A 22,541-nucleotide genomic window follows, 5' to 3' on the forward strand; every position below is an offset into this window, starting at 1 on the left:
CCACTGCTCGCCCGGCAACATCGCCTGCGGCCCTATTCCGCTGGACCCCAATGCCTGTATCCCTGTTGCCTATATCCGTGTTACCGAAATGCCTGTTGCCCGTATTCCCGTCGTGATCGCCGCTTTCGGCTTGGTCACCGTCGCTCCGCACGCAGCCTCCTCGATGTCGTACGCAGCACAGCGAGCGTCACCGCGCGCCATGGCGTTGGTGGCTACGCTAGCCCGGCGCGGTAGTGACAAGCAACACATTCGGCGCGACCGTGCCAAAGTTCTTCGCGCACGCCGGTTTCACGCGCATACGCACGGGATCGAAGAGTGGGTCAGGGATTGAGGCGGGCGAGCATGTCGCGGGCCTTTTCGGCACTCTTCGGGTCGCAGAGAACGTCGTAGCGTCCGGCGACGAGTTGCATCGTCGACGCGAAGTCACGCTGGCCGCGAGTCGCCGCGTACGGGATCGTCGTCGAGATGACGCCGAAGACGATGCCGCCGACGAGACCGAACAGGATGGGCACCAACGCGTTGCCGCTGACGACGAGTGAGACCAGCAATCCGAAGAACAGTCCGAGCCATGCCCCCGAGACCACACCGCCGCCGATCACCTTGCCCCAGGTGAGTCGGCCGATGACACGCTCGACCTGCATCAGGTCGACGCCGACGATCGTCACGTCCTGGACGGTGAAGTTCTCATCGGAGAGATAGTCGACAGCACGTTGCGCCTCAGCGTAAGTCGAGTACGAGCCGATCGGCCACCCTTTGGGCGGGGTCGGGAGACCCGGGGTCTGCCGACCGGAACTCAACGGGTTGGTCATGTCATGTCCTCCACTCGGCAACTACCCTTACCCACATGGCGTCGGTGAGCAAGGTCTTCGTGGCCAGATTAGTCGGATTGGCGGTCCTTGGTCCTGATGGTGAGTCGATCGGTCGTGTCCGCGATGCCGTCATCGCCGTGCGCCTTCCGGGACAACAGCCTCGCGTGCTCGGTCTCGCCGTCGAATTGGCCACGCGCCGACGGATCTTCGTCCCCATGCTCCGGGTCACGTCCATCGACCCCACCGCGGTGACCCTCAACACCGGAACCGTGAGTTTGCGGCGACTGCACCTGCGCCCCGGCGAAGCACTCGCGATCGGGCAGATCCTGGACACGCGCGTGCGAATCGACGATCCCGACCACGAGGACCTCGAGGGCATCGACATGATCGTCGTCGACCTCGGTATCGAGCGCACCCGTACTCGCGACTGGGTGGTCTCGCGTGTCGCGGCACGTCCGGCACGTCGAGGACTGCGACGCGGCGAAACCATTGTGGTGGAGTGGAATCGGGTGCAGGGACTCACCGCGAGCGCACTCGAGCTACCCGGACAGGGCGTGGCACAGGCGCTCTCCCAGTTCGAGGGGATGCGTGCCGCCGACGTCGCGAACGCCCTGCGCGAGTTGCCACCCAAACGTCGCGACGAGATCGCCGAAGCCCTCGACGACGAGCGGCTCGCCGACGTGCTGCAGGAGCTGCCGCCGGACGATCAGACCGAAGTGCTCGCACACCTCGGCGTCGAACGTGCCGCCGACGTGCTCGAGGCGATGGACCCCGACGATGCCGCCGACCTCCTCGGCGAACTGTCGGACACCGAGGCGGAGTCGCTGCTCGAGCGAATGGATCCCCAGGAGTCGGAGCCCGTCCGACGACTGCTCACCCACTCCCCCGACACCGCGGGCGGCCTCATGACCTCGGAGCCGCTGATCGTCACCGCCTCCACCACGATCGCCGAGGCGCTCGCACGAGTCCGCGACCCCGACGTCACCCCGGCAGCGGCCAGCATGATCTTCGTCGTGCGTCCACCTACCGCCACGCCGACCGGCCGTTATCTGGGATGCGTACACCTGCAGGCGCTGCTGCGCGAGCCACCTGCGAACATCGTCGGTGGCATCCTCGACACGGACCTGCAGTCGTTGCACCCCGACGATTCACTCGAGACGGTCACGCGCTACTTCGCGACCTACAACCTCGTTTGTGGACCGGTGGTCGACGACGAGAACCACCTCCTCGGCGCGGTCAGTGTCGACGACCTCCTCGACGAGATGCTCCCGCGTGACTGGCGCGAGAACGAACCCGAGGACGACGAACCAGAGTCGGCGACGGCAGGCGCCGCGAACGCCAGCGGCACATCAGGAGCGAGTGAATGACGAGCGAGCAGAGCACCCGCCGCCTCGACACCCCCCGCGTCAACCGACGCCCGTCGTTCCACGTCGACAGCGACCTGATCGGCATGTACGCCGAGCGCATCGCGCGCTTCCTCGGTACCGGCCGCTACCTGGCGATTCAGACGGTGATCGTCATCGTGTGGATCATCATCAATCTCAGCTGGGTTGCGCTGCGCTTCGACCCGTACCCGTTCATCCTGCTCAACCTGGCGTTCTCGACGCAGGCCGCCTACGCAGCTCCCCTGATCCTCCTGGCCCAGAACCGGCAGGAGAATCGCGACCGGGTCGCGCTCGACGAGGACCGTGCGCGGGCCGCCCAGACCAAAGCAGACACGGAGTTCCTCGCCCGAGAGCTCGCCGCGGTCCGCCTCGCCGTCGGCGATACCGTCACCCGCGACTACCTGCGAAAAGAACTCGACGACATGCTCGACGACCTCACCGACCGGCTCGTCGCCCGCCTCGAGGGACTCGATGGCTCGACCGAGACCGAGAAGGCGCGGCATCACCCCGAGCGCTAGTACCGCGTTGCGCGTAACTTCACGGGTAGATCACGCGATGACTTTCACATGGTGAACTTTCGTGGAGGTTCCACAATCGGACGCGTGACCCATATGTATGGTGGGTCACAGCCGGAGTGCCGTCGGACATCAGTCGACAGTGACGCCCGGCGTTTCTGTGGAGGCAATGGAGTGTCGATGACGGGTCAGACTCGACTGTTGGGTGGCAGCGATCTCGGGAAGGTCCGAGATTGAAAGCGCCACACCCTTTTCGACGTCGTCGCGGCCCCAAGCGCACCCGACTCCCCGGACGAGCTCTCGCCGTCGGCGCGGGCGGTGCCCTCGTCGGTGTGATGGTGCTCGGAGCTGCGACGTCGAGCGCCCAGGGCGGGGTTCCGGTGGCGGTGCGCGCCGAGCCCGAGAAGCCGGTGGTGCTCGCGGCGGTCGCACCTGCCGAACCGGTCGCGCTGCTGGGATTCGCACCCCCGCCGACCGTCTCGGCCAGTTCCGCCGCTGCGGCGACCGCGGCCGCTCCGCAGTATCGTCTCGCCGCTGACCTGCCATCGGGTCCGCTCGGCATACCGGGCGTCGTGCTCCAGGCGTACAAACTTGCCGCGAACCGCATCGGTACCGAGGAACCACAGTGCAAGCTCCCGTGGTTCCTGCTGGCCGGCATCGGCAGGATCGAGTCGAATCACGCGAGCAACGGGTCCGTCGACCAGTCCGGCAACACCATCAATCCCATTGAAGGGCCCGTGCTCGACGGCTCTCTCGCAGGCAACGAGGTGATTCGTCACCAGGGCGGCTATGCACGCGCGATGGGACCGATGCAGTTCATTCCCAGTACGTGGGCGGCATGGGGAGCCGACGGTAACGGCGACGGCAAGGCCGACCCGAACAACATCTTCGACTCCACCTACTCTGCCGGCCGCTACCTGTGCTCGGGATTCACCGACATCATGACCGACAAGAACAAGGTCGCAGCGGTGTACCGGTACAACCACTCGATGGATTACGTGACCAACGTCCTCGCCTGGGCCGGGGCGTATGCGACCGGCGTGATGCCGACCAACCCCATTCCCGAGCCGAAGCGACCGTCCTCGTCCTCGTCGTCGAGTTCCAAGCCGTCGAAACCGTCGAAGCCTCCGAAGCCGGGCGAACCGAGTTCACCCGACTCGTCGTCGGATTCGTCGACGCCATCGACTCCGACAACGCCGTCGCAGCAGTGTCTTGGCGCGATCTGCCTGCCTCCGGGTATCACGATCCCCGGCCAGCCCGCGCCCAAGCCCGCACCCCAGCAGGACGCGCCGCGCAAGCCAGGACCAGCGACGACGAGCACCCCCGCACTCAAGGTCCTACCGAGGTAGGTGTGCCTCGAGGTCGCGGCCAGATGGTCGGACCGACTGCGTGATCGGTGTCCGGGTGGGCACCCCACCCGTTCTCTACCTGCGCTGATCGCGGCGCTAAGCTGGCGGAGATGACTACCGGAGTTCAGCCAACCGAATCCGCGATCCGCTCAGCGCTGAGCAAGGTCAACGATCCCGAGATCGGCAAGCCGATCACCGACCTGGGAATGCTCAAGTCGGTGCAGATCAACGACGACGCGAGCGTCGACGTCACCATCTATCTGACGACGTCGGGTTGTCCGATGCGCACCGAGATCTCGGGTCGCGTGGAGAAGGCCGTCGCCGACGTCCCCGGTGTCGGCACGATCCGCGTCGATCTCGACGTGATGGACGACGAGCAGCGCACCGAGCTACGCAAGAAGCTCCGCGGCGACAAGGCCGAACCGGTCATCCCGTTCGCACAACCCGGTTCGCTGACCAGGGTGTATGCCGTTGCGTCCGGTAAAGGCGGCGTCGGAAAGTCGTCGGTGACGGTCAATCTGGCGACGGCCCTCGCGCAACGCGGGCTGTCCGTCGGCGTACTCGACGCAGACATCTACGGCCACTCGGTACCGCGCATGCTCGGCAGCGACGCCAAGCCGACGCAGGTCGAGAAGATGATCATGCCGCCGATCAGCCACAACGTGAAGTTCATCTCGATCGGGCAGTTCACAGACGGCAACACCCCGGTCACCTGGCGCGGACCGATGCTGCACCGCGCGCTTCAACAGTTCCTCTCCGACGTCTACTGGGGAGATCTCGACGTACTCCTCCTCGACCTCCCACCCGGAACCGGCGACGTCGCGATCTCGATCGCACAGCTCATCCCCGGTGCGGAGATCCTCGTGGTGACCACCCCGCAGCAGGCCGCCGCCGAGGTCGCCGAACGCGCGGGCGCGATCGCGCTGCAGACCAGGCAGAAGATCCTCGGCGTCGTCGAGAACATGTCGTGGCTCGAACTTCCGGACGGTACGCGGATGGAGCCGTTCGGCTCCGGAGGCGGTGAGAAGGTCGCAGAGCGGTTGACGCGGGCAGTGGGGTCGAGCGTCGACCTGCTCGGTCAGGTACCGCTGGAGACGGCGCTGCGTGAGGGCGGCGATACCGGTGAGCCCGTTGTGCTTTCGGCGCCGGATTCGGCATCGGGACGCGCACTGCGCGCGATCGCCGACAAGCTCGCGGTGCGTCGACGTGGCCTCGCGGGCATGAGCCTCGGCATCGACACGACGCGCCACGGCTGACGGCCACAACGCGCCACAACCGACGCGGTCCCGAGGCTGCGATCAGCGGGGATCGGAAGTCAGGTGGCGTCCCAGTCGGCGACGTCGTGCCGACGCGGGGTCTGGTCTGAGTTCGACGCACTCGTCGTCGAACTCGGAGCGTCCTTGGTCATGGGTACGGGCGCGGAGACCGGCTTGATCGGCGGGGTCTGCGAGTCGCGCTCCACGGTGTTCGACGACGGCCCGCTGGTGAAGATCGACGAGTCGCCGTCGAAGAGATGCTTGGTGATCATCGACTGCGGAGTGAGTCCGCGTAGCTCGTTCAATTGCGACAGCGGCTTACGCAGCTCGTCGAATTCGGGGCCGAAGTCGTTCTTCAGCTGATCGGTGGCGCCCGTCGCGTACTCGCGGGCCTTGCGCAGCGACTGCATCGTCCACGACACGGCTCCGGGTAGGCGCTCGGGGCCGAGAATGACCAACGCAGCGACGAGCAGCACGAGGATCTCACCCCAACCGATGCTGCTGAACATGGCACTTCCCTACTTCTGTCGCCGAAACGTCGCCGCTAGTCGCTGGCAGTGGTGATCGACCCGTTAAAGGTTCGACCATCACGCCAGTAGGTGAACGGCACCCGCTCACCGATCTTCGTCGTGCGCACCGCAACCGTCAATTCGTCGGCGCTTTCGATGCTGCGGCCGTTGAAGGAGGTGATGACGTCGTTCTCCTTGACGCCCGCCTGCGCGGCGGGTCCGTCGGCGACGACATTGCGCACGCCAGCGCCGAGTACACGGTCGTTACGGACCGAGCTCGCGCTCACGCCGATCTGCGGATGGTTGACCTTGCCGTCACGGATCAACGACTGGGCGATGGGGATGGCCTGGCTGATGGGGATGGCGAAGCCGAGACCTATCGAGCCGCCGGCACCCGAGGCGATGGCGGTGTTGATGCCGACCACCTCCGCTGACTCGTTGACGAGCGGACCACCAGAGTTGCCCGGGTTGATCGCGGCATCGGTCTGGATCGCGTCGATCACCGCGTCGGTGTCCGACTCGGCGTCGGGTGGGAGTGGAACCGCGCGGTGCGTCGCGCTGACGATCCCGCTGGTGACAGTGCGGTCGAGTCCCAGCGGCGAGCCGAATGCGATGACCTCTTCACCGATCTGCAGGTTGTCTGAGTTGCCGATCTTGGCAACCGTCAGGTTGGCCACGTTGTCGACCTTGAGTACCGCGAGATCGGTGTGGATGTCGCGGCCGACGATCCGGGCAGGCACACGGTTGCGATCGGAGAAGACAACCTCGAGCTTGGCGCTCCGGTCGTTCGCAGCCATCGAGATCACGTGGTTGTTGGTGAGGATGTAACCGGCGGAGTCGATCACGAAACCCGAACCGGTGCCGTACGCGCTCGCGGTCCGCACATCCACCGCAACCACAGATTTCTCGACAGCCTTGGCGACGCGCGCGACGGCCGATTTCGGCTCTCCCCCACCGTCTCCGCCGTCACCCGTCGAGAGTTTCACCGTGTTGCTGTTCAGCGGCGCCGCGACCTCTGCGGTGAACCGGCCGATCAGGCCACCGACCAACCCGATCAGCAGTGCCAGCACGGCGAGGGTTGCGAGGGCGTACCACGTCACCCGCTTACCGAACAGCAGATCCTTGACGCCCAGCTTCGGACCGGCGACCGTCGGTTGTCTCGCGGCCTCGTCGACGAGTGCCGGCGCGTCTAGGGTCGCAATGCTCTCCGGATCGCGCCACGGATCTGCGGGAGCGGGCTCGTCGGTCGAGACGCCGTACGCGGCGAGTGGATCGCGTTGCAGTGTCTCGTCGGAACCCTCCGGCCTGCCGAAAGCCTCGGCCAGCACCGGGTCGGGTGGCGCGATCTGCGGGGCGGGCCTCGACGACGACGGTGTTGTCGCGAAGGAACCACGTACGCCCGCGGGACGGCCGAAGACCTGCGCGGTCGCGGGAGACACCGGAACGTGTCGCTGCTGGCCACGAGCCGCAGCGCCGTCGCTGGTCTGCGCGTCGCCGGGCTGTGTATTGCCGGGCTGGGTATCGCCTCCCGTTGCAGCGGCGTTCACTCGGCTGAACGGTGAATCGTCCGGCTGCGAACGGCGTTGACCGCCGTCCGATCGGCCGGCAGCGGTCTCGTCGATGTCGTCTGCTCCCACGCGTTGGTTACCGGTACTCAGCGCCCGCGCCAGCGGTTGCGGCGCCCGCGGGCGGGTTCACCGCTGACCGCGTCGATCGGCGCAGTGGCGGGGCGCGATGACTCGTGCCCGAAGTCGGCCTGTGCATTCACCGGTGGCAGGCCCGATGCTGCGAGTGGTCCCGGGGTGGCACAGGGCCCGCGGAAACGTCCATCCGGAAACGGGCTCGCATGAAAGTTGTTGGGACCGAGCGTGCCGGCACTGCGACCCTGTTCGCGGCGGTTCTGTTCGCGACGACCCTCTTCTCGGGGGCCCTGTTCGCGATGGCTCTGCTCCCTGCGGCCATGTTCACGGCGGTCACGCACACCTGTCATGTCGATCTCACGCGTGGGGATCTGGCTCAGCTGGCCGAGCAGATCCGCGGGCATGGCCACGGTGCCGGAATCACGCAGCCGGGTACGGGCATCGAGCTGTGCGTCGACGGCATCCATGCATTCACGGCACAGCGCGAGGTGATGGGTCGCCCGCACATGCGCGGTCATGCCCAGCTCGCCGTCGACAAATGCCGCGACTGCCTCGGGTGCGAGATGCTCGGTTGATGCGAATCGACGTGGGCGGGGGCGTCGGAAAGCGGGGTTGGGCGCGAAGGACGACGTCGCCGGCGACCACGTGGCGGGGTTCCACGGAGAACGTCTCCGGCCCCGCATGCCCGGCGATGCAACCACACCGTCGGCGTGCCCCGCGGTGTCGACATGAGGTGCCCCATCAGCAAACGCCCCATCAGCAAACCCATCGTCCGCAGGCGCGCCGGTGGCAGGCGGGCTGTTGTCGACGTGCGCTCGTTTGTCGGCGTCCGCTGCGGAATCTCGTCGATCCCGTCGGCCGTCCATCATGTGTGATTCACCCCTCTTCACAGGTCGGTCTCCGTGGGCGAACCGGTCGGGTCCGCGAGACGGAGGGCGCTGCGTGCCCGTGCCGGCACCACAGCCTATCCGAATCCCAAACGGCACGACGGTGCCCGGGGTTCCCGAAACGGGTGAAAACGTCAGCTTCCGACGGCTACCGAACGTCGATTGTCGTGGCCACGAGCCGCGAGGTGATCACGGATCGTCTGCCTTCCCCGGTGGATACGACTGCGCACGGTACCGAGCTTGACGCCGAGCGTCGCGGCAATCTCCTCATAGGACAGTCCCTCGATATCGCAGAGGACGACGGCGGCACGGAAATCCGGGGTCAGCGAGTCCAGCGCTGCCTGGAGGTCGGGGTCGAGATTGGCGTCGGCGTAGATCTGTTGGGGATCGGGTGTGTCGCCGGGGACCCGGTCGTACTCCTCGGGCAGCGCCTCCATACGGATCTTGTTGCGACGACGAACCATGTCGAGGAAGAGGTTGGTGGTGATGCGGTGCAGCCAGCCCTCGAACGTGCCCGGCCGGTAATTCGACAGCGACCGGAACACCCTGATGAAGGTTTCCTGCGTCAGATCCTCGGCGTCGTGCTGATTGCCCGACAGGCGGTAGGCCAGCCGGTACACGCGGTCAGCGTGCTCACGGACCAACTCATCCCACGTCGGCATCAAGAACTCGTCGCCGGTCGCGTCGAAGCCTGCGGTCCCCGAGGGGATGACGTCGATCGCCTCGACTCCCGTATTCAGTTCTGCGGTGGTGGACGCCTGGGGATCAGTCATCGCGTGTGGCCGGTTCCCTTCTTTGACTGTCGAGCGGCGCAAGTCCGATTCGACACGAATTCGCTATCTTGAACACCTGCGCATCGCCGGCTATTCCGACCACCGCGCCCGTGCTGTTGTCTCACCTTCTCCCATCGCGGTGTGGTCGCAGTGTGAGGCGGCTGAGGTTTCACTGAGTAAGTCTTCGCTGAGACGTGCTGGCCGAATAGGTCTTCACTGCCGAGCACGTCGTCACAGAAGTAGGTCGGAGCCCGCGACGATTCGGATGGGTCGAGTTTGCGGCGCGTCGACCTCCGTGAACACCCGAATCGGGCGTGCCACTGACATCGAGGGCGGTGCGCGGCCTAATCTCATGGAATGACCGATGCACCCACCGGTACCGACGCCGCTGCCGCGGCCCTGATCGACTACGCCGAATCGGCGATCGTCGAAGACGACGCGCTGGCCGCCGCGCGGGCACGCGCAGATGAACTGGGGACCGATCCCGTCAGCCCGGCGGTGGGTGCACTACTGGCGCTGCTGGCTCGCTCGTGCGACGCACACGCCGTCGCCGAGATCGGGACCGGTACGGGTGTCAGCGGCCTCTGGCTTCTCAACGGGATGTCGGGCGACGGGGTCCTCACCACCATCGACCCAGAACCCGAACACCACCGGGCAGCGCGCGCGTCGTTCGCAGGCGCCGACATCCCGCCCGGCAGGACCCGGCTGATCAACGGCACTCCGCGTGAGGTGTTGCCGCGGCTGTCCGACGGCTCCTACGACCTCGTCTTCATCGACGGTCCGCTGATCGACCTCCCGACCTTCGTCGACGAGGCCGTCCGGATGTTGCGACCGGGCGGCGTGGTCGTCGTACACAACGCCACAGCGTCGGGAGCGGTCGGCGACCCGACGCGCACCGACCCGGTGACAAGCGCAGCACGAGCCGCCGCGTTGCGGATCGCCGACGACGACCAGTTGCTGCCCGTCGTCGTTCCCCTCGGAGGCGGCGTACTCGCAGCGGCGAAAGCCCGCTGACTGCTACATGCAGCGGCGAAAGCCACTGACGAACTCGACGGACTCTCAGACGTCGGTGGAGAAGCGGACGCCGCCGTCGGGTAGTTGCACTCCCGGCCACACGCGCGCGCCGCGCAGTAGTTCACACCGCGCGCCGACCTCTGCGCCGTCGCCGATGACGGTGTCGCGGATGAGCGCACGCGGGCCGATACGCGCACCCTTGCCGACGATGCTGCGCTCGACGACCGCACCCGCTTCGACGACCGAGCCGTCGAAGAGCACCGCGCCGTCGAGTCGGGCACGTGGGCCGACCTCGCAGCCGCGACCCACGACGGTTCCGCCGACGAGGACGGCGCCGGGCGCAACGCCGGCGCCCTCGTGGACCAACGACTCACCGTGACGGTCCCCCAGAGCAGGCGAGGGCGCGATCCCGCGCACGAGATCGGCCGAGCCGCGCACGAAGTCCTCCGGCGTACCCATGTCACGCCAGTAGGTGTTGTCGACGTAGGCCTGGACGCGTTTGCCTTCGGCCAGCAGGCGCGGGAACACCTCGCGTTCCACAGACACCTCGCGGCCTGCGGGGATCTGCTCGATGACCTCGCGGCGGAACACATAGGTGCCCGCGTTGATCTGATCGGTGGGCGGGTCCTGGGTCTTCTCCAGGAACGCCGTGACCCTTCCGCTCTCGTCGGTGGGCACGGAGCCGTATGCACGCGGATCACCGACGCGCACGAGATGCAGCGTGACGTCGGCCTCGGTGCTCTGGTGTGTCGCGACGACCTGGCTGATGTCGGTTCCGCTGAGCACGTCGCCGTTGAACACCACGATGTCCTGGGCGGTGAGCAGATCGAGCACATTGCGGATGCCACCACCGGTGCCCAGCGGCTCGTCCTCGGTCACGTAGCGAAGGCTCAGATCGAGCTTCGAGCCATCGCCGTAGTACTCCGAGAACACACTCGCCTTGAAGGAGGTGCTGAGTACGACGTCGGTGATTCCTGCAGCGCGAATTCGCGACAACATATGGGTGAGGAAGGGCAGCCCGGCAACGGGCAGCATCGGTTTAGGCGCCGACAGCGTCAGCGGGCGAAGCCGTGTGCCCTTGCCGCCGACGAGGATCACCGCCTGGGTCTTCGACATGTCGACGTCGGCACTGGGCGCGGAAGTCGACGTGGCCGTGCTCGGCACGGTGAATCCGGTCACTGGTCGTGTCCTCTCGGGTGGGTCGAATCATCATCATCATCGATCAGGGCGCGCCCCGCAGCGCGGACTGCGAGGCGAGAGCGAAGAGCGAGTCCGAGCCGAAGCGCAAGGCGCAATGGTGCGCGCAGCAGTCCCGGATTGCGATCAGCCTGGAACATGTACGCGCTGCGATGGTGTGCAGGCAGCATCGCGCCAGGGTCGCGACCTGCGCTATGGCCCTTGGTGTGAGTGACCTCGGCGCCCGGCACGTACAGGTTGAGCCATCCCGCTTTGCCGAGCCGATCACCGAGGTCGACGTCTTCCATGTACATGAAGTACCGCTCGTCGAAGCCGCCGATCGCCTCGAACGCCTCGCGGCGCACCAGCAGGCACGATCCCGACAGCCAGCCGACGGGCCGTTCACTCGGCGCGACGTCGTCGGCGCGGTAGGCCGCCGTCCACGGATTCGACTTCCACACGGTCCCGAGCAGTGCGTGACCGGTTCCGGAGACCAGGCTCGGGACGCTGCGTGCCGACGGGTACACCGAACCGTCCGGTTCGTAGATCAGGGGCCCCAGCGCGCCGGCCCGCGGCCACCGTGCGGCGGCTGCGACCAATTCGTCGATCGCACCCGGCGACCACTCGACGTCGGGGTTTGCGATCACGATGAAGTCAACGTCGGCGCCGAGCTCGGCAACCGCCCTGTTGATGCCTCCGCCGTAGCCGATATTGCCGCCGGTGTGCACCAACGTCACGTTGTCGTGGTCTCGTGCGGCGGCCTCGGGCGCGCCGTCGCCGGAGCCGTTGTCGGCGATGATGACGCGGGGCACAGCAGAGGTCGCGTGGTCGAGACTCTTCAAGAAGGTCTCCACGTGGCCGCCGGACCAATAGGTCACCGTCACGACACCGAGGGCAGAAGTCACCCGGTCAGGGTAACCAACGGCAGGCAGGATCCCCGACGTCCCTCCCGGGTGCGTCCTCCCACGTTCGTCACAGCCGTCTGCGGATCAGCGGAGCCTCACTCGCCGCCGACGCCGGGTTCCGAGATCGCCGCGGCCAGCGCATCCCGCCACCCCCGCAGCGGAGTCAGCCCCGCGCCTGCCCACGACGACGCGTCGAGCACCGAATATGCCGGCCGCGGTGCGGGCCGCGGGAACTCGTCTGTGGTCACGGGCGATACCCGCGCCGGATCGGCGCCCACTTCCGCGAAGACGGCCTGCGCGACGTCGAACCACGTGGCGGCACCCGTGTTGGTGGCGTGCAGCACTGCCCCGGTCACGGCGTCGTCGCCGACGCGTGCCGCCAATTCCCACAGGCCGTCGGCGAGGTCACGCGCGTAGGTCGGTGAGCCTGTCTGGTCGTCGACGACGGTGATCGCATCGCGAGTCGCCTCGAGACGCCGCATCGTGCCGACGAAGTCGGGGCTGTCGCGGCCTCCGGTGTACACCCAGGCGGTGCGGACGATCGTGGCGGTCGGATCGGCGGCTCGCGCAGCACGCTCGCCCTCGAGTTTCGTTGCGCCGTACACGGTTTCGGGAGCGGGACCGTCGTCGATCATGACCGCTTCGTATGGCGTGGTCCGCGGCGCGGGCCGCGTCTCGCCCTCGCGTGGGCTGCCGGCGGCAACCCCACCGAAGACGTAGTCGGTGGAGATGTGGATCAGCCACGCGCCGGCTCCCGCGGTCTGCGTCGCCAGATTTGCCGGGCCGCTGGCGTTGACCGCGGCGGCACGTTCGCGATCGGACTCCGCGGCGTCGACGTTGGTGTAGGCCGCGCAGTTGACCACGACGTCCCCGACGTCGAGGTCGGCGAGTGCCCGCCCGACGGACGCGGCGTCGGAGATGTCGATGTCGCGCGACGTCAGCGCCCGCACGTGCGGCGGTCGGTGCGCGGAATCGAGCAGCGCCGCGCCGAGCTGACCGCCCGCTCCGACGATCCACACCGTGCGCGCTTTCGGTGCGCTGCCGCTGTCCGATGGTTTCGTACCGACGTCGTCACCACTGTGCATGGCCTCATCGTGCCGCACTGATCCCAGCCTCGCGCACGTGACCTGACACACGGGGTGTCGATCGTCACGTCACGCGGACCTCCGACGACGAGATCGCGTCGGCGTTGCAACCGCGATATTGGGCGCCACTTCAGTAGCCTGACGTCAGTACAACAACTTCAGTAACGTCAACCTCTTGAATAACGGCATTCACATGCGTCCCGCGGGGAACGGGACGCGACCCCCTGAGCCGGGAGCCGAACGCCGGATTCGACGATCGCAAAGGACCTGACCACTCGTGGAGTCACGACCCGAAGGCACGCGTCGGCGGCCCAGCGGCCCTCGACGCCCAACCTCGGACGCGCACGACGAGCCCCGGGCGGCCCATCCCCGACGCCCAGCCCAGGACGCGCACGACGAGCAACGCGCGACCCGCCCGAAACGACCCCGCCCCGACGGCGCGCCATCAGACGCGCCGCGGCGCGAAGGCACCGGAGAACCGCGCCGACGGAGTACCGGCCAGCGGAGCACGGGCCAGCGGAGCACGGGCCAGCGAACTTCCGAGCGTCAGCGGACCGGCGAGCGTCGGGGCAATCCCGAGGCGTCTCGTCGACAAGGTCCCGACGGACAGCGCCCGCGTACGCCGCAACCGCCTCGGCAAGCACCGACCTCACGCCGGTCCGCCGCGGTCGCTGACAAGGTCGGCGCACCCGCGGAGCCAGGCGTGAAGCGACGGCCCCGGCAGCGTCGCTCCGGAGAGATTCACACCAAGAGCTCGGCCATTCTCAACTCGAGCCCCACCACACCGGACCAGAAGACTCCCGACAAGAAGACCCCGAACCAGGATCCACCTACGCCCGCCCGCGGAACCCTCGCGGCCGTCGGCGGATTCGGACGCAAAGCCTGGGGGCGCGGACTGATCGCGCTGGTCTCGGTCGCCGTGCTGGTCTGCACCGGGTACGCGTGGAGCAGCGTCAACGGACTGACGTCGAAGATCACCCAGCTCGGGGGCCTCGGTCTCGGCGGAGGCGACGACGGCGCAACCGACATCCTGCTCGTCGGCACCGATTCCCGCACGGACGCCAAGGGAAACCCGCTGTCGTCCGAGGAACTCAAGTGGCTGCGGGCAGGCAACGACATCTCCACCAACACCGACACCATCCTGCTCATTCGCATCCCCAACGACGGATCGTCGGCCACGGCCATCTCGATCCCACGCGACTCGTACGTGTCGGTCCCCGGCATCGGGATGTCGAAGATCAACGCCGCGTACGGCACCACCCGTGAGGGTGCGCGCCAACGAGCGGTCGAAGCGGGCAAGCCGGAAGAGGACGCCGAGCGCGAGGGCACCCTCGCGGGCCGCAAGGCGCTCATCGACACGGTTGCCGACCTCACCGGCGTCAAGGTCGACCACTACGCCGAGGTCGGATTGCTCGGCTTCGCGTTGCTGACCAAGGCGGTCGGTGGTGTCGAGGTATGCCTCAAAGACGCTGTGAACGAACCGCTTTCGGGTGCGCGTTTCAAGGCCGGACGCCAAACCCTCAATGGCCCACAGGCATTGAGCTTCGTCCGCCAACGCCACGAGCTCCCCCGCGGTGATCTCGACCGCATCACCCGCCAGCAGGTCTACATGGCGTCGCTGACGCAGAAGATCCTCTCGGCGCACACCCTCACCGATCCGTCGAAGTTGGACGACCTCGAGAACGCCGTGTCGCGCTCCGTGGTGATCGACGACGACTGGAACGTCGTGCAATTCGCCGAGCAGCTCAAGGATCTCAGCGGCGGGCGCGTCAAGTTCGCGACCATTCCCGTGCTCGACGAACAGGGCTGGAGCGAAGACGGACAGCAGAGCGTCGTGACGGTCGACCCCAATGCCGTGCACACCTTCACCAGCAATCTGCTCAACGACGGTGCGTCCAAGTCACAATCACGACGCGGCGACTACACCGTCGACGTCGACAACGCGGGCACCATCGACGGACTGGCAAGCAATGTCTCGAACATCTTGACCAACAAGGGATTCCAAGCGGGCAAGACCAGCAGCACGCCCGCCGACATCAAGGACTCGGTGATCTACGCACACAGCGCCGACAACCCAGGCGCGCAGTTGCTCGCGAAGGATCTGCGTGCGGTGCGCGTCGAGGCGCAACCAGACCTCGACGAGCATCACCTGAAGTTGGTGCTCACCAACACCTTTGCCGGTCCGGGATCGATCAACGACACCGGACCACAGACGAACAACACACCCGCAGGCGAGCGGGTGGGCAACAACGCCCCACCGATCACGGCGGGTACCAACGGACCGGTGTGTGTGAACTGATGGACTGTGGGAACCGATGACCGACGACACGCTGACCACCTCGCTGCTCGGGCGTATCGACGACTGGTCCCGCCCACTGCTCACCTACTACGACGACCACACCGGCGAACGCACCGAGTTGTCGGGTGCGACGCTGGGCAACTGGGCGGCGAAGACCGCCAACTGTCTCGTCGTCGAACTCGGTCTCGCACCCGGCGACGACGTCGTCGTCGATCTGCCCGAACACTGGCAGAGCGCCGCAATCCTGTTGGGCGCGTGGTGGGCAGGCGCGCATGTGCATGTCACTACCGAGGTCGACGCTCCGCGGGTCGCGTTCACCAGCGCCGCGGGAATCGACGAGCACCCCGACGCCGACGAACTCGTCGTCGCCTCGCTCGATCCGTTCGCGCTCGGCGTCGGCGACCTTCCACCGGGGGTCACCGACTATGCGTCGGCGGTCCGAGTGCACGGCGATCAGTACTCGCCGCCTCGATATTCGGGTCCTGCGCTCGACGGCGCCCCTGCGGCCGACATCCTCGCCACCGCATCGGCCACAGCGTCCGACGACGGGGTCTCCGCACACAGCCGGGTACTCTCGACACGTGAATGGCGCACGGGTGCAGGCATTCTGGGCAACATCATCGCGCCGTTGAGCGTCGGCGCCAGTCTCGTGTGGGTCTCCCCGACCCCCGCCACCGACCTTGCGGCGCGTGCGGCCTCCGAGCGCGCCGACGTCGTTCTCGACTGACGACGACGCCCGTCGAGGTGAACACTTGTTCCAGAGTGGTTCACGGCGGACGCCTCATGCGGCAGAGTGGGCCGTATGCAGCTACCCGACTGGTTGGCCCGCGCCAACAAGAAGATCACCAATCCCCTGCAACGACGCTGGGCGCCTTATCTGGCGCCGTGGGCGATGGTCCATCACGTCGGACGCAAGAGCGGGCGAAACTACTCGAACCCGGTGCTCGCGTGGGTCAGTGAGACGGGCGACGAAGAGAAGATCTACATCATCCTGACCTACGGGCGCGACACCGACTGGGTACGTAACACGCTCGCCGCGGGCTCGGCCGGGATCACTCGAAAAGGCAAGCAGTACACACTGATCCGGCCCACCATCATTCCCGCCGACTCACCCGACCTTCCGCTCGCAGCCGGTCTCGCAGGCCGCGCGTTCGAGTGGGCACTCCAGGGCACCCTCGTCGCCCCTGACGGCCGCGAGGCGTGGTCGACAGGCACGTCGCGGTGACCCGACACACCGCCGACGACCCGCTCTCCGACTTCGACGTGCGGATCGCAACCCACCACGGCACCCCTCGCCGCGTCCACAGCATCGGCGAGGGACCCGCCGTGATCATCATCGCCGAGATGCCCGGTATCAGCCCCGCCGTCGCCGACTTCGCCAGACGGGTCGCGGGTATCGGCGCAACCGCGGTCATGCCGTCGATCTACGGTGTGGACGGCCAGGATCCGTCACCGTCGAATCTCGGGGTCGTCGGGGCCGCGTCGAACATGCTCGGCACGATGGGACGCGCCTGCATCAGCAGGGATTTCACGATCCTCGCGACGGGCAGGACCTCACCCGCCGTCGAGTGGATGCGGGCATTGGCCGCCGAGGAACACCAGCGCTGCGGCGGGCCGGGTGTCGGCGCGATCGGCATGTGCTTCACCGGTGGGTTCGCCCTCGCGATGGCCACCGACGAACGCATCCTTGCACCCGTCCTGGCTCAACCGTCGCTGCCGTTCGCTATCAGCCCTCGTCGTGCACGATCACTCGACATCTCCGACGACGACCTCGCAACGGTCGTCGGACGCTGCGCACGCGGACTCGACGTCATGGGCGTGCGATTCGAGGGCGATCGGATGTCGCCACCGTCGCGCTTTCGGTTCCTACGCGAAGTCCTCGGCGACGCATTCCTCGCGATCGAACTGCCCGATTCGGCGGCCAATCCGGAATCACCGTTGCCGACACCGCATTCCGCGCTCACCAACGACCTCGTCGACGTTCCGGGCGAACCGACGCACGACGCCCTGGTCGCGGTACTCGACTTCTTCGCCGAGCGGCTCGGGATCACCAAGCCGGTCGCGGACGATCAGTAGCCGCTGATCAGTAGCTGGTCAGCCCAGCTTCTCAGTCGCCGCCGAGCAGCCGCTGACGCAGGGCGGCGTCCTTGTCGAGCACAAGTTGTTCGAGTCCACGCTGGAAGGCCTCCATGCGTGCCCGCAGCACGGGGTCGGATGAACCGAGGATGCGTACCGCGAGCAGCCCCGCGTTGCGCGCGCCGCCCACCGACACGGTCGCCACCGGGACGCCAGCGGGCATCTGCACGATGGACAGCAGCGAGTCCATGCCGTCGAGGTAGCGCAGCGGTACCGGCACACCGATGACGGGCAGCGGGGTGGCAGCGGCGACCATTCCCGGGAGATGTGCCGCGCCTCCCGCGCCCGCAATGATGACCTCGATGCCCTCGCCCGCAGCCGACTTCGCGTAGTCGAGCATGCGCTGCGGGGTGCGATGCGCCGACACGACACCGACCTCGAACGGGACGTCGAACTCCGCGAGCGCTTCGGCCGCGGCCTCCATCGTCGGCCAGTCCGAGTCGCTGCCCATGATCAGTCCGACGCGGGCCCGGCTGCGGATCGGCGGCGACGCCGGCTCGGCTTCAAAAGCGGTGCCGGTTTCAAAAGCGGCGCCCGCCTCCGTGGCGGTGTCGGACTCGGGAGCGGCGCCGGACTCGCCGGCCACGTCCGGCGCAGATGTAGCGCCTGCCTGGGTCGTCCCAGTCTCCGTTGTCCCAGCCTCCGCTGCCGCGGTCTCCGTTGCCCCAGCCTCGGTCGTGTCTGTCTCGTGGTCCACCAGGTCGCCTGTCGTTTCGTCGTTCACGGTCTCGTCGTTCACGGATTCGTCGTTCATGAATGCGGGTCCCAACCGTCCGTCCACTCGGCGTGTGACATCCAGTGCGCCGCGCGCTCGGCACGCTCGCGAACCGCAGCGCCATCCTCGCCCGGCTTCCCCACGATGTTGACATGGCCGATCTTCCGATCGGCGCGTTCTCCCTTTCCGTACAGGTGAATTCGCGCGTCGGGCATGCGTGCCATCAGATGGTGGGTGCGCTCATCCATCGACATCTCCGGCGCCTGTGGTGCGCCGAGGATGTTGGCCATCACGGTCACCTCGGCGCGCGGCGAGGTGTCGCCGAGCGGGTAGTCGAGAACGGCCCGGAGGTGCTGTTCGAACTGCGACGTCACAGCCCCGTCCATCGTCCAGTGGCCACTGTTGTGTGGACGCATCGCGAGCTCGTTGACCAGCAGCTCGCCGTCGGTGGTCTCGAAGAGTTCCATCGCCATCACACCGACGACGCCGAGTTCCGATGCCAGCCGCAGCGACATCTCCTGTGCACGTTCGGCGGTCTCGGCACTCAGATCCGGTGCGGGAGCGATGACCACCGCGCACTGTCCCCGACGCTGCACGGTCTCGACCACAGGCCATGCGCCACCCTGCCCGAACGGCGAGCGCGCGATCATCGCCGACAGTTCGCGGCGCATCTGCACCTTTTCCTCGGCGATCAGGTCGACGCCGGCAGCGAACTGCTCGTCGAACACCGCGAGCGCGTCCGGCCCGTTGTCGACGATCCACACGCCACGTCCGTCGTATCCGCCGCGTACGGCCTTCAACACGATGTTCCAGCCGTGCCGTTCACCGAATTCGACGAGTCGGCCGCGAGCCAGTCCGAGGTCACCTGCGAGGTCGGCGAAATCGGGTACAGGTAGCCCCAATTCGCTCAGCTTCACCCGCATCGCCCGCTTGTCCTGCGCGAACACCAGCGCGGCCGACGGTGGCCGCACCGCGACGCCCTCGGACTCCAGCACCCGAAGATGCTCGAGGGGCACCCCCTCGTGGTCGAAGGTCAGCGCCACCGCACCAGTGGCGGCGCGTCGGAGATCGTCGAGATCGTCGTGCGAGCCGAGCACGACGTCCGCACTGACCTGGGCGGCGGGATCTGTCGCACTCGCGGCGAGCACGCGCAGACACTCGCCGAGCGCGATCGAGGCCTGGTGAGTCATCCGGGCGAGCTGACCACCACCGATCATCGTCACGGTCGGCAAGATGTCGCGTTCGGGAATCGCTCGGGCGGCCGCATCGGGCGGTGCCGCGGCGTTTGCGCCGGTATCTGGATCTCGGGCAGTCACGCGATACATCGTGGCATGGCCGGCGTGACTGCCGCTTCACCGACCATGCAATGGGCATCCACCCACGTCACCGATGAGGTACCCGGTCGCGCCGCAGCCCCACCCGTGCGCCGACATCGCGCGACGTCGACGATGCACCGGCGCCCTGGGGTCGGGCGTTCTCGTGGTCGGCCGCGGGCACCACGATCGCGAACACCGGCGGCCGTCGCGACGTGAGTTCGAGTCGTCCGCCGTCGGCCTCGACGAGTGCTCGGGCGAGTGAGAGTCCGACACCGTTGCCCGCGCCGCCGGAGAACCCTCGGCGGAAGATGTCGGTCGCCACGTCGTCGGCGACGCCGGGGCCCTCGTCGGACACGGTGATGCGCAACATGTCGCCTTTGAGGTCGCTGACGGAGATTCGACACTCCCCGCTGCCGTGCTGTAGCGCGTTGTCGACGAGCACGCTGACCGCTTCCCGCAGCCGACCGGGACCGGCGCTGCGCGCAATCGCGTCGCCGGAGAATGATGCGGCCAACGTGCGGCCCTCGGCGGTGAAGGCCTGATCGAAGTCACCGACAAGGGTCATGATCAGCGACGACACGTCGATGCTGTGGGGTTGTACCGGTTCGTCGCGTGAGGCCGCAACGAGTTCGTCGAGTTCCGCGGCGAGACGCTCAACCTGCCCGAGCGCGGCTTCGGCCTCGCTCACGACGGCCGGATCGTCGTGCAGCGAGAGTTCGTCGAGTCGCAGTTGGATCGCGGTGAGGCGCGATCGAATCTGATGCGAGACATCGCCGACGATCTCGCCCTCGCGTTCGAGCCGCAGTGCGATCTCGGCGTTCGCGTCGCCCAGCGCGCGCGAGACGCGGTCGAGCTCGTCGATACCGTAGGTCTTCCACCGCGACCGGAAGTCGCCGCGAGCCATGGCCTCCGAACGGTCGGCGAGGTCGATGAGAGGGTCGGCGATGCGCCCGGCCGTCACCGCAGCCGCGACGGTGCCGGCGGCCATCGATCCCGCGACCACGAGGCAGACGATGCCGACAGCGGCGAGTTGGTCGCTGCGGACGCTGTCCATCGGGATCTCGAGAATCAACGTGCCCGCAGCGCCGAGGCCGATCGAATCCGACATCGTCGCGCCGGTGATGTCGGCGCCGATCGACGTGATGGCCCGCCTACCGTTGGCGTCCTGATAGCGCAGGGTGAGCCTGCCGTCCTCGGGAAGCATGAGCCGAATCGACTCCGAGTCGATGGCCGCGTTGTTGAGGTGTTCGCCCATCTCCGCCTGGCGGATGATCTGATCGGAGATCGTCTTCAGACGCGAATCCATCAACTGGTGCGCGCTGTCGGCCACCCACCACCATGCGATGACGCTGAGCGGGATTCCCAGCAGCGCGCCGACCGCCATGAGCATGGCGATCATCGTGTAGAGGATTCGACGGCGCACTGGAAGGTCTCTCCCTAGGCGTCGAACCGAAAGCCGACGCCGCGCACCGTCACGATGTGGCGCGGTCGGTCGTGACGGTCGTCGCCGATCTTGCGACGCAACCAGGAGATGTGCATGTCGAGGGTCTTCGACGAACGCAGGTCCGCAGAACCCCACACCTCGGTCAGGATCTCGTCGCGCGACACCACCTCACCGGCACGCTCCATGAGGAAGCGCAGCAGATCGAACTCGCGGTTCGCGAGCACCAGGTCTTCTCCGTTGACGAGCACCCGCCGCCCGCGCGCGTCGAGTTGGACGTCGCCGCCGGTGAGCACGACGTCGACGGTCTGCCGTCGCCGCAGCAGCGCGCGCACCCGCGCGAGCAGTTCGGCCAACCGGAAGGGCTTGCCCACGTAGTCGTCGGCGCCCGCGTCGAGTCCGACGACGAAATCGACCTCGTCGGTGCGCGCGGTCAGCATCAACACCGCGAGCTCGGGACGTTCGACGCGCACGCGCCGACACACCTCGAGTCCGTCGATCTCCGGAAGCCCGAGGTCGAGGATGAGCAACTCATAGCGTTGATCGCGGGCCTGCTCGAGCGCAGCCGATCCCGTCCCGACGACGTCGCATCCGTAGCCCTCGCGGGCGAGCGCACGCGCCAGCGGTTCGGCGATCGCCGCGTCGTCTTCTGCCAGCAATACGTCCGTCATCGCCTGTCGACCTCCACGCGGCGAGAGTACGCGGAGTCGCCGTCGTGTCGGCGACCCTCGTGTCTGTCGGCCAGGTCAAAGCGGTCGCCGAAGTCATCCTCGTGTTCGTCGAGCACCTCGTGATACAGCAGCGAATGCACCCGTTCGACCTGCGGCACGTCGTCGAACAGGAGCGGTTCATCGGACGCCGACTCGATGACCAGGGTGCCGGTGCGCAGCATGCGGTCGAGGAGTCCGTGTCGAAATTCGACGGTGTTGATCCGTCGGATGGGAATGTCGATACCCGAGCGGGTGAGCACTCCCCTGCGGAAGATCACGCGACGGTCGGTGAGTACGAAGTGAGTCGATTTCCATGCGATGAGCGGACGGACGAAGAACCAGACCGCGGCAGCGACCCAGCACGCCGCGACAACGATGTTGAGAATCAGCGCGAGCGTCGTGTTCATCGTCGACGCCCCGATCGCCCCCGCCGCGAGTCCTGCGAGTCCTGTGCACACGATGAAGATCGAGAACGGGCCGATCAGACACTTCCAGTGCGGGTGGTGATGCACGACGACGCGCTCACCACTCGCGAGGTTGTCCCTGGGAAACGACATGAATCTCAGCATATCCGCAGATGAACGGGCGGTCGGTCAACCCGGCCCGGCTCCTGCCGCCCGC

The 22,541-nt window shown here is 67.2% G+C and carries 24 protein-coding genes; 11 read left to right on the forward strand and 13 right to left on the reverse strand.

Annotated features, from left to right (window positions below; translation table 11 throughout):
* Positions 1 to 320: 320 nt before the first annotated feature.
* Complete coding sequence (locus A5766_RS03185) at positions 321 to 809, reverse strand: general stress protein (RefSeq protein ID WP_005205789.1); 489 nt, start codon at positions 807 to 809, stop codon at positions 321 to 323.
* Positions 810 to 844: 35 nt separating this feature from the next.
* On the opposite strand from A5766_RS03185, the gene A5766_RS03190 reads away from it, so the two are divergent.
* The 4 genes from A5766_RS03190 (at position 845) to A5766_RS03205 (ending at position 5,314) form a co-directional block, all read left to right on the forward strand.
* On the forward strand, positions 845 to 2,176 hold the full coding sequence (locus tag A5766_RS03190; RefSeq protein WP_039855526.1) for a magnesium transporter MgtE N-terminal domain-containing protein: 1,332 nt from the start codon (positions 845 to 847) through the stop codon (positions 2,174 to 2,176).
* Entirely contained in the window at positions 2,173 to 2,712 is a 540-nt protein-coding gene (locus A5766_RS03195; protein ID WP_005205791.1) for a DUF1003 domain-containing protein, read from the forward strand. Before A5766_RS03190 ends, A5766_RS03195 begins: the two co-directional genes overlap by 4 nt.
* A gap of 230 nt (positions 2,713 to 2,942) precedes the next feature.
* Positions 2,943 to 4,058, forward strand: coding sequence for a lytic transglycosylase domain-containing protein (locus A5766_RS03200; RefSeq protein WP_039855527.1), 1,116 nt, complete (start codon positions 2,943 to 2,945; stop codon positions 4,056 to 4,058).
* A gap of 110 nt (positions 4,059 to 4,168) precedes the next feature.
* Positions 4,169 to 5,314, forward strand: coding sequence for an Mrp/NBP35 family ATP-binding protein (locus A5766_RS03205; protein ID WP_005205793.1), 1,146 nt, complete (start codon positions 4,169 to 4,171; stop codon positions 5,312 to 5,314).
* Positions 5,315 to 5,373: 59 nt separating this feature from the next.
* Here the strand turns inward: A5766_RS03205 and tatB are convergent, their stop codons facing one another.
* Both tatB and A5766_RS03215 read right to left on the reverse strand, forming a co-directional pair.
* Complete coding sequence (tatB, locus tag A5766_RS03210) at positions 5,374 to 5,823, reverse strand: Sec-independent protein translocase protein TatB (protein ID WP_005205794.1); 450 nt, start codon at positions 5,821 to 5,823, stop codon at positions 5,374 to 5,376.
* 35 nt (positions 5,824 to 5,858) lie between these two features.
* Positions 5,859 to 7,460, reverse strand: coding sequence for a trypsin-like peptidase domain-containing protein (locus A5766_RS03215; RefSeq protein WP_064903407.1), 1,602 nt, complete (start codon positions 7,458 to 7,460; stop codon positions 5,859 to 5,861).
* Positions 7,461 to 7,669: 209 nt separating this feature from the next.
* Between A5766_RS03215 and A5766_RS25465 the strand changes: the two genes are divergently transcribed.
* Positions 7,670 to 8,038 (forward strand): hypothetical protein, encoded by a 369-nt coding sequence (locus A5766_RS25465; RefSeq protein WP_064903409.1) that lies wholly within the window; start codon positions 7,670 to 7,672, stop codon positions 8,036 to 8,038.
* Between the two features lie 153 nt (positions 8,039 to 8,191).
* On the forward strand, positions 8,192 to 8,338 hold the full coding sequence (locus tag A5766_RS24255; protein WP_156527350.1) for a hypothetical protein: 147 nt from the start codon (positions 8,192 to 8,194) through the stop codon (positions 8,336 to 8,338).
* A 146-nt stretch (positions 8,339 to 8,484) separates the two neighbouring features.
* Here A5766_RS24255 and sigE read toward each other — a convergent pair whose 3' ends face one another.
* Entirely contained in the window at positions 8,485 to 9,123 is a 639-nt protein-coding gene (gene sigE / locus A5766_RS03225) for an RNA polymerase sigma factor SigE (protein ID WP_064868460.1), read from the reverse strand.
* Between the two features lie 357 nt (positions 9,124 to 9,480).
* On the opposite strand from sigE, the gene A5766_RS03230 reads away from it, so the two are divergent.
* Positions 9,481 to 10,137, forward strand: coding sequence for an O-methyltransferase (locus tag A5766_RS03230; RefSeq protein WP_064903411.1), 657 nt, complete (start codon positions 9,481 to 9,483; stop codon positions 10,135 to 10,137).
* A 45-nt stretch (positions 10,138 to 10,182) separates the two neighbouring features.
* Here A5766_RS03230 and A5766_RS03235 read toward each other — a convergent pair whose 3' ends face one another.
* The 4 genes from A5766_RS03235 to A5766_RS24260 form a co-directional block, all read right to left on the reverse strand.
* The gene (locus A5766_RS03235; protein WP_231894533.1) at positions 10,183 to 11,253 is read right to left on the reverse strand and encodes a sugar phosphate nucleotidyltransferase; all 1,071 of its coding nucleotides are present in this window, start codon (positions 11,251 to 11,253) and stop codon (positions 10,183 to 10,185) included.
* A gap of 59 nt (positions 11,254 to 11,312) precedes the next feature.
* Positions 11,313 to 12,218 carry a glycosyltransferase family 2 protein gene (locus A5766_RS03240; protein ID WP_197501295.1) on the reverse strand — a complete coding sequence of 302 codons (906 nt, stop codon included), beginning with the start codon at positions 12,216 to 12,218 and terminating at the stop codon, positions 11,313 to 11,315.
* A 95-nt stretch (positions 12,219 to 12,313) separates the two neighbouring features.
* The gene (gene rfbD, locus A5766_RS03245) at positions 12,314 to 13,303 is read right to left on the reverse strand and encodes a dTDP-4-dehydrorhamnose reductase (RefSeq protein ID WP_197501298.1); all 990 of its coding nucleotides are present in this window, start codon (positions 13,301 to 13,303) and stop codon (positions 12,314 to 12,316) included.
* A gap of 445 nt (positions 13,304 to 13,748) precedes the next feature.
* Positions 13,749 to 13,943: a hypothetical protein gene (locus A5766_RS24260; RefSeq protein WP_156527351.1), complete on the reverse strand. Its 195-nt coding sequence runs from the start codon at positions 13,941 to 13,943 to the stop codon at positions 13,749 to 13,751.
* A gap of 63 nt (positions 13,944 to 14,006) precedes the next feature.
* Here A5766_RS24260 and A5766_RS03250 point away from each other — a divergent pair, with 63 nt between their 5' ends.
* From A5766_RS03250 to A5766_RS03265, 4 genes are all read left to right on the forward strand, one after another.
* On the forward strand, positions 14,007 to 15,602 hold the full coding sequence (locus A5766_RS03250; protein ID WP_082965433.1) for an LCP family protein: 1,596 nt from the start codon (positions 14,007 to 14,009) through the stop codon (positions 15,600 to 15,602).
* 16 nt (positions 15,603 to 15,618) lie between these two features.
* A complete protein-coding gene (locus tag A5766_RS03255; protein ID WP_064903417.1) occupies positions 15,619 to 16,329 on the forward strand; it encodes a TIGR03089 family protein in 711 nt (236 codons plus the stop codon).
* 75 nt (positions 16,330 to 16,404) lie between these two features.
* Positions 16,405 to 16,827 carry a nitroreductase family deazaflavin-dependent oxidoreductase gene (locus tag A5766_RS03260; protein ID WP_039855529.1) on the forward strand — a complete coding sequence of 141 codons (423 nt, stop codon included), beginning with the start codon at positions 16,405 to 16,407 and terminating at the stop codon, positions 16,825 to 16,827.
* Positions 16,824 to 17,678: a dienelactone hydrolase family protein gene (locus A5766_RS03265; protein ID WP_064903433.1), complete on the forward strand. Its 855-nt coding sequence runs from the start codon at positions 16,824 to 16,826 to the stop codon at positions 17,676 to 17,678. Before A5766_RS03260 ends, A5766_RS03265 begins: the two co-directional genes overlap by 4 nt.
* 31 nt (positions 17,679 to 17,709) lie before the next feature.
* Here A5766_RS03265 and purE read toward each other — a convergent pair whose 3' ends face one another.
* The 5 genes from purE to A5766_RS03290 all read right to left on the reverse strand — a co-directional run bounded on the left by purE (position 17,710) and on the right by A5766_RS03290 (position 22,477).
* Positions 17,710 to 18,219 carry a 5-(carboxyamino)imidazole ribonucleotide mutase gene (gene purE, locus A5766_RS03270; protein ID WP_039855548.1) on the reverse strand — a complete coding sequence of 170 codons (510 nt, stop codon included), beginning with the start codon at positions 18,217 to 18,219 and terminating at the stop codon, positions 17,710 to 17,712.
* A gap of 269 nt (positions 18,220 to 18,488) precedes the next feature.
* Positions 18,489 to 19,778, reverse strand: coding sequence for a 5-(carboxyamino)imidazole ribonucleotide synthase (locus A5766_RS03275; RefSeq protein WP_005205807.1), 1,290 nt, complete (start codon positions 19,776 to 19,778; stop codon positions 18,489 to 18,491).
* 58 nt (positions 19,779 to 19,836) lie between these two features.
* Positions 19,837 to 21,192, reverse strand: coding sequence for a sensor histidine kinase (locus A5766_RS03280; protein ID WP_005205808.1), 1,356 nt, complete (start codon positions 21,190 to 21,192; stop codon positions 19,837 to 19,839).
* Between the two features lie 14 nt (positions 21,193 to 21,206).
* Entirely contained in the window at positions 21,207 to 21,881 is a 675-nt protein-coding gene (locus A5766_RS03285; protein WP_005205809.1) for a response regulator transcription factor, read from the reverse strand.
* Complete coding sequence (locus A5766_RS03290) at positions 21,878 to 22,477, reverse strand: PH domain-containing protein (RefSeq protein WP_005205810.1); 600 nt, start codon at positions 22,475 to 22,477, stop codon at positions 21,878 to 21,880. The genes A5766_RS03285 and A5766_RS03290 overlap by 4 nt, the downstream gene beginning before the upstream one ends.
* Positions 22,478 to 22,541 lie beyond the last annotated feature (64 nt).

The sequence above is a fragment of the Gordonia sp. 852002-51296_SCH5728562-b genome (genome assembly GCF_001665475.1).
GTDB classification, from domain to species: Bacteria; Actinomycetota; Actinomycetes; order Mycobacteriales; family Mycobacteriaceae; genus Gordonia; species Gordonia sputi.

Coding starts and splice junctions, on each gene's coding strand:
- A5766_RS03185 (WP_005205789.1), bottom strand. CDS start 809: ATGACCAACCCGTTGAGTTCCGGTCGGCAGACCCCGGGTCTCCCGACC.
- A5766_RS03190 (WP_039855526.1), top strand. CDS start 845: ATGGCGTCGGTGAGCAAGGTCTTCGTGGCCAGATTAGTCGGATTGGCG.
- A5766_RS03195 (WP_005205791.1), top strand. CDS start 2,173: ATGACGAGCGAGCAGAGCACCCGCCGCCTCGACACCCCCCGCGTCAAC.
- A5766_RS03205 (WP_005205793.1), top strand. CDS start 4,169: ATGACTACCGGAGTTCAGCCAACCGAATCCGCGATCCGCTCAGCGCTG.
- tatB (WP_005205794.1), bottom strand. CDS start 5,823: ATGTTCAGCAGCATCGGTTGGGGTGAGATCCTCGTGCTGCTCGTCGCT.
- A5766_RS25465 (WP_064903409.1), top strand. CDS start 7,670: ATGAAAGTTGTTGGGACCGAGCGTGCCGGCACTGCGACCCTGTTCGCG.
- A5766_RS24255 (WP_156527350.1), top strand. CDS start 8,192: ATGAGGTGCCCCATCAGCAAACGCCCCATCAGCAAACCCATCGTCCGC.
- sigE (WP_064868460.1), bottom strand. CDS start 9,123: ATGACTGATCCCCAGGCGTCCACCACCGCAGAACTGAATACGGGAGTC.
- A5766_RS03230 (WP_064903411.1), top strand. CDS start 9,481: ATGACCGATGCACCCACCGGTACCGACGCCGCTGCCGCGGCCCTGATC.
- A5766_RS03235 (WP_231894533.1), bottom strand. CDS start 11,253: ATGTCGAAGACCCAGGCGGTGATCCTCGTCGGCGGCAAGGGCACACGG.
- rfbD (WP_197501298.1), bottom strand. CDS start 13,303: ATGCACAGTGGTGACGACGTCGGTACGAAACCATCGGACAGCGGCAGC.
- A5766_RS03255 (WP_064903417.1), top strand. CDS start 15,619: ATGACCGACGACACGCTGACCACCTCGCTGCTCGGGCGTATCGACGAC.
- A5766_RS03260 (WP_039855529.1), top strand. CDS start 16,405: ATGCAGCTACCCGACTGGTTGGCCCGCGCCAACAAGAAGATCACCAAT.
- A5766_RS03275 (WP_005205807.1), bottom strand. CDS start 19,778: ATGTATCGCGTGACTGCCCGAGATCCAGATACCGGCGCAAACGCCGCG.
- A5766_RS03285 (WP_005205809.1), bottom strand. CDS start 21,881: ATGACGGACGTATTGCTGGCAGAAGACGACGCGGCGATCGCCGAACCG.
- A5766_RS03290 (WP_005205810.1), bottom strand. CDS start 22,477: ATGTCGTTTCCCAGGGACAACCTCGCGAGTGGTGAGCGCGTCGTCGTG.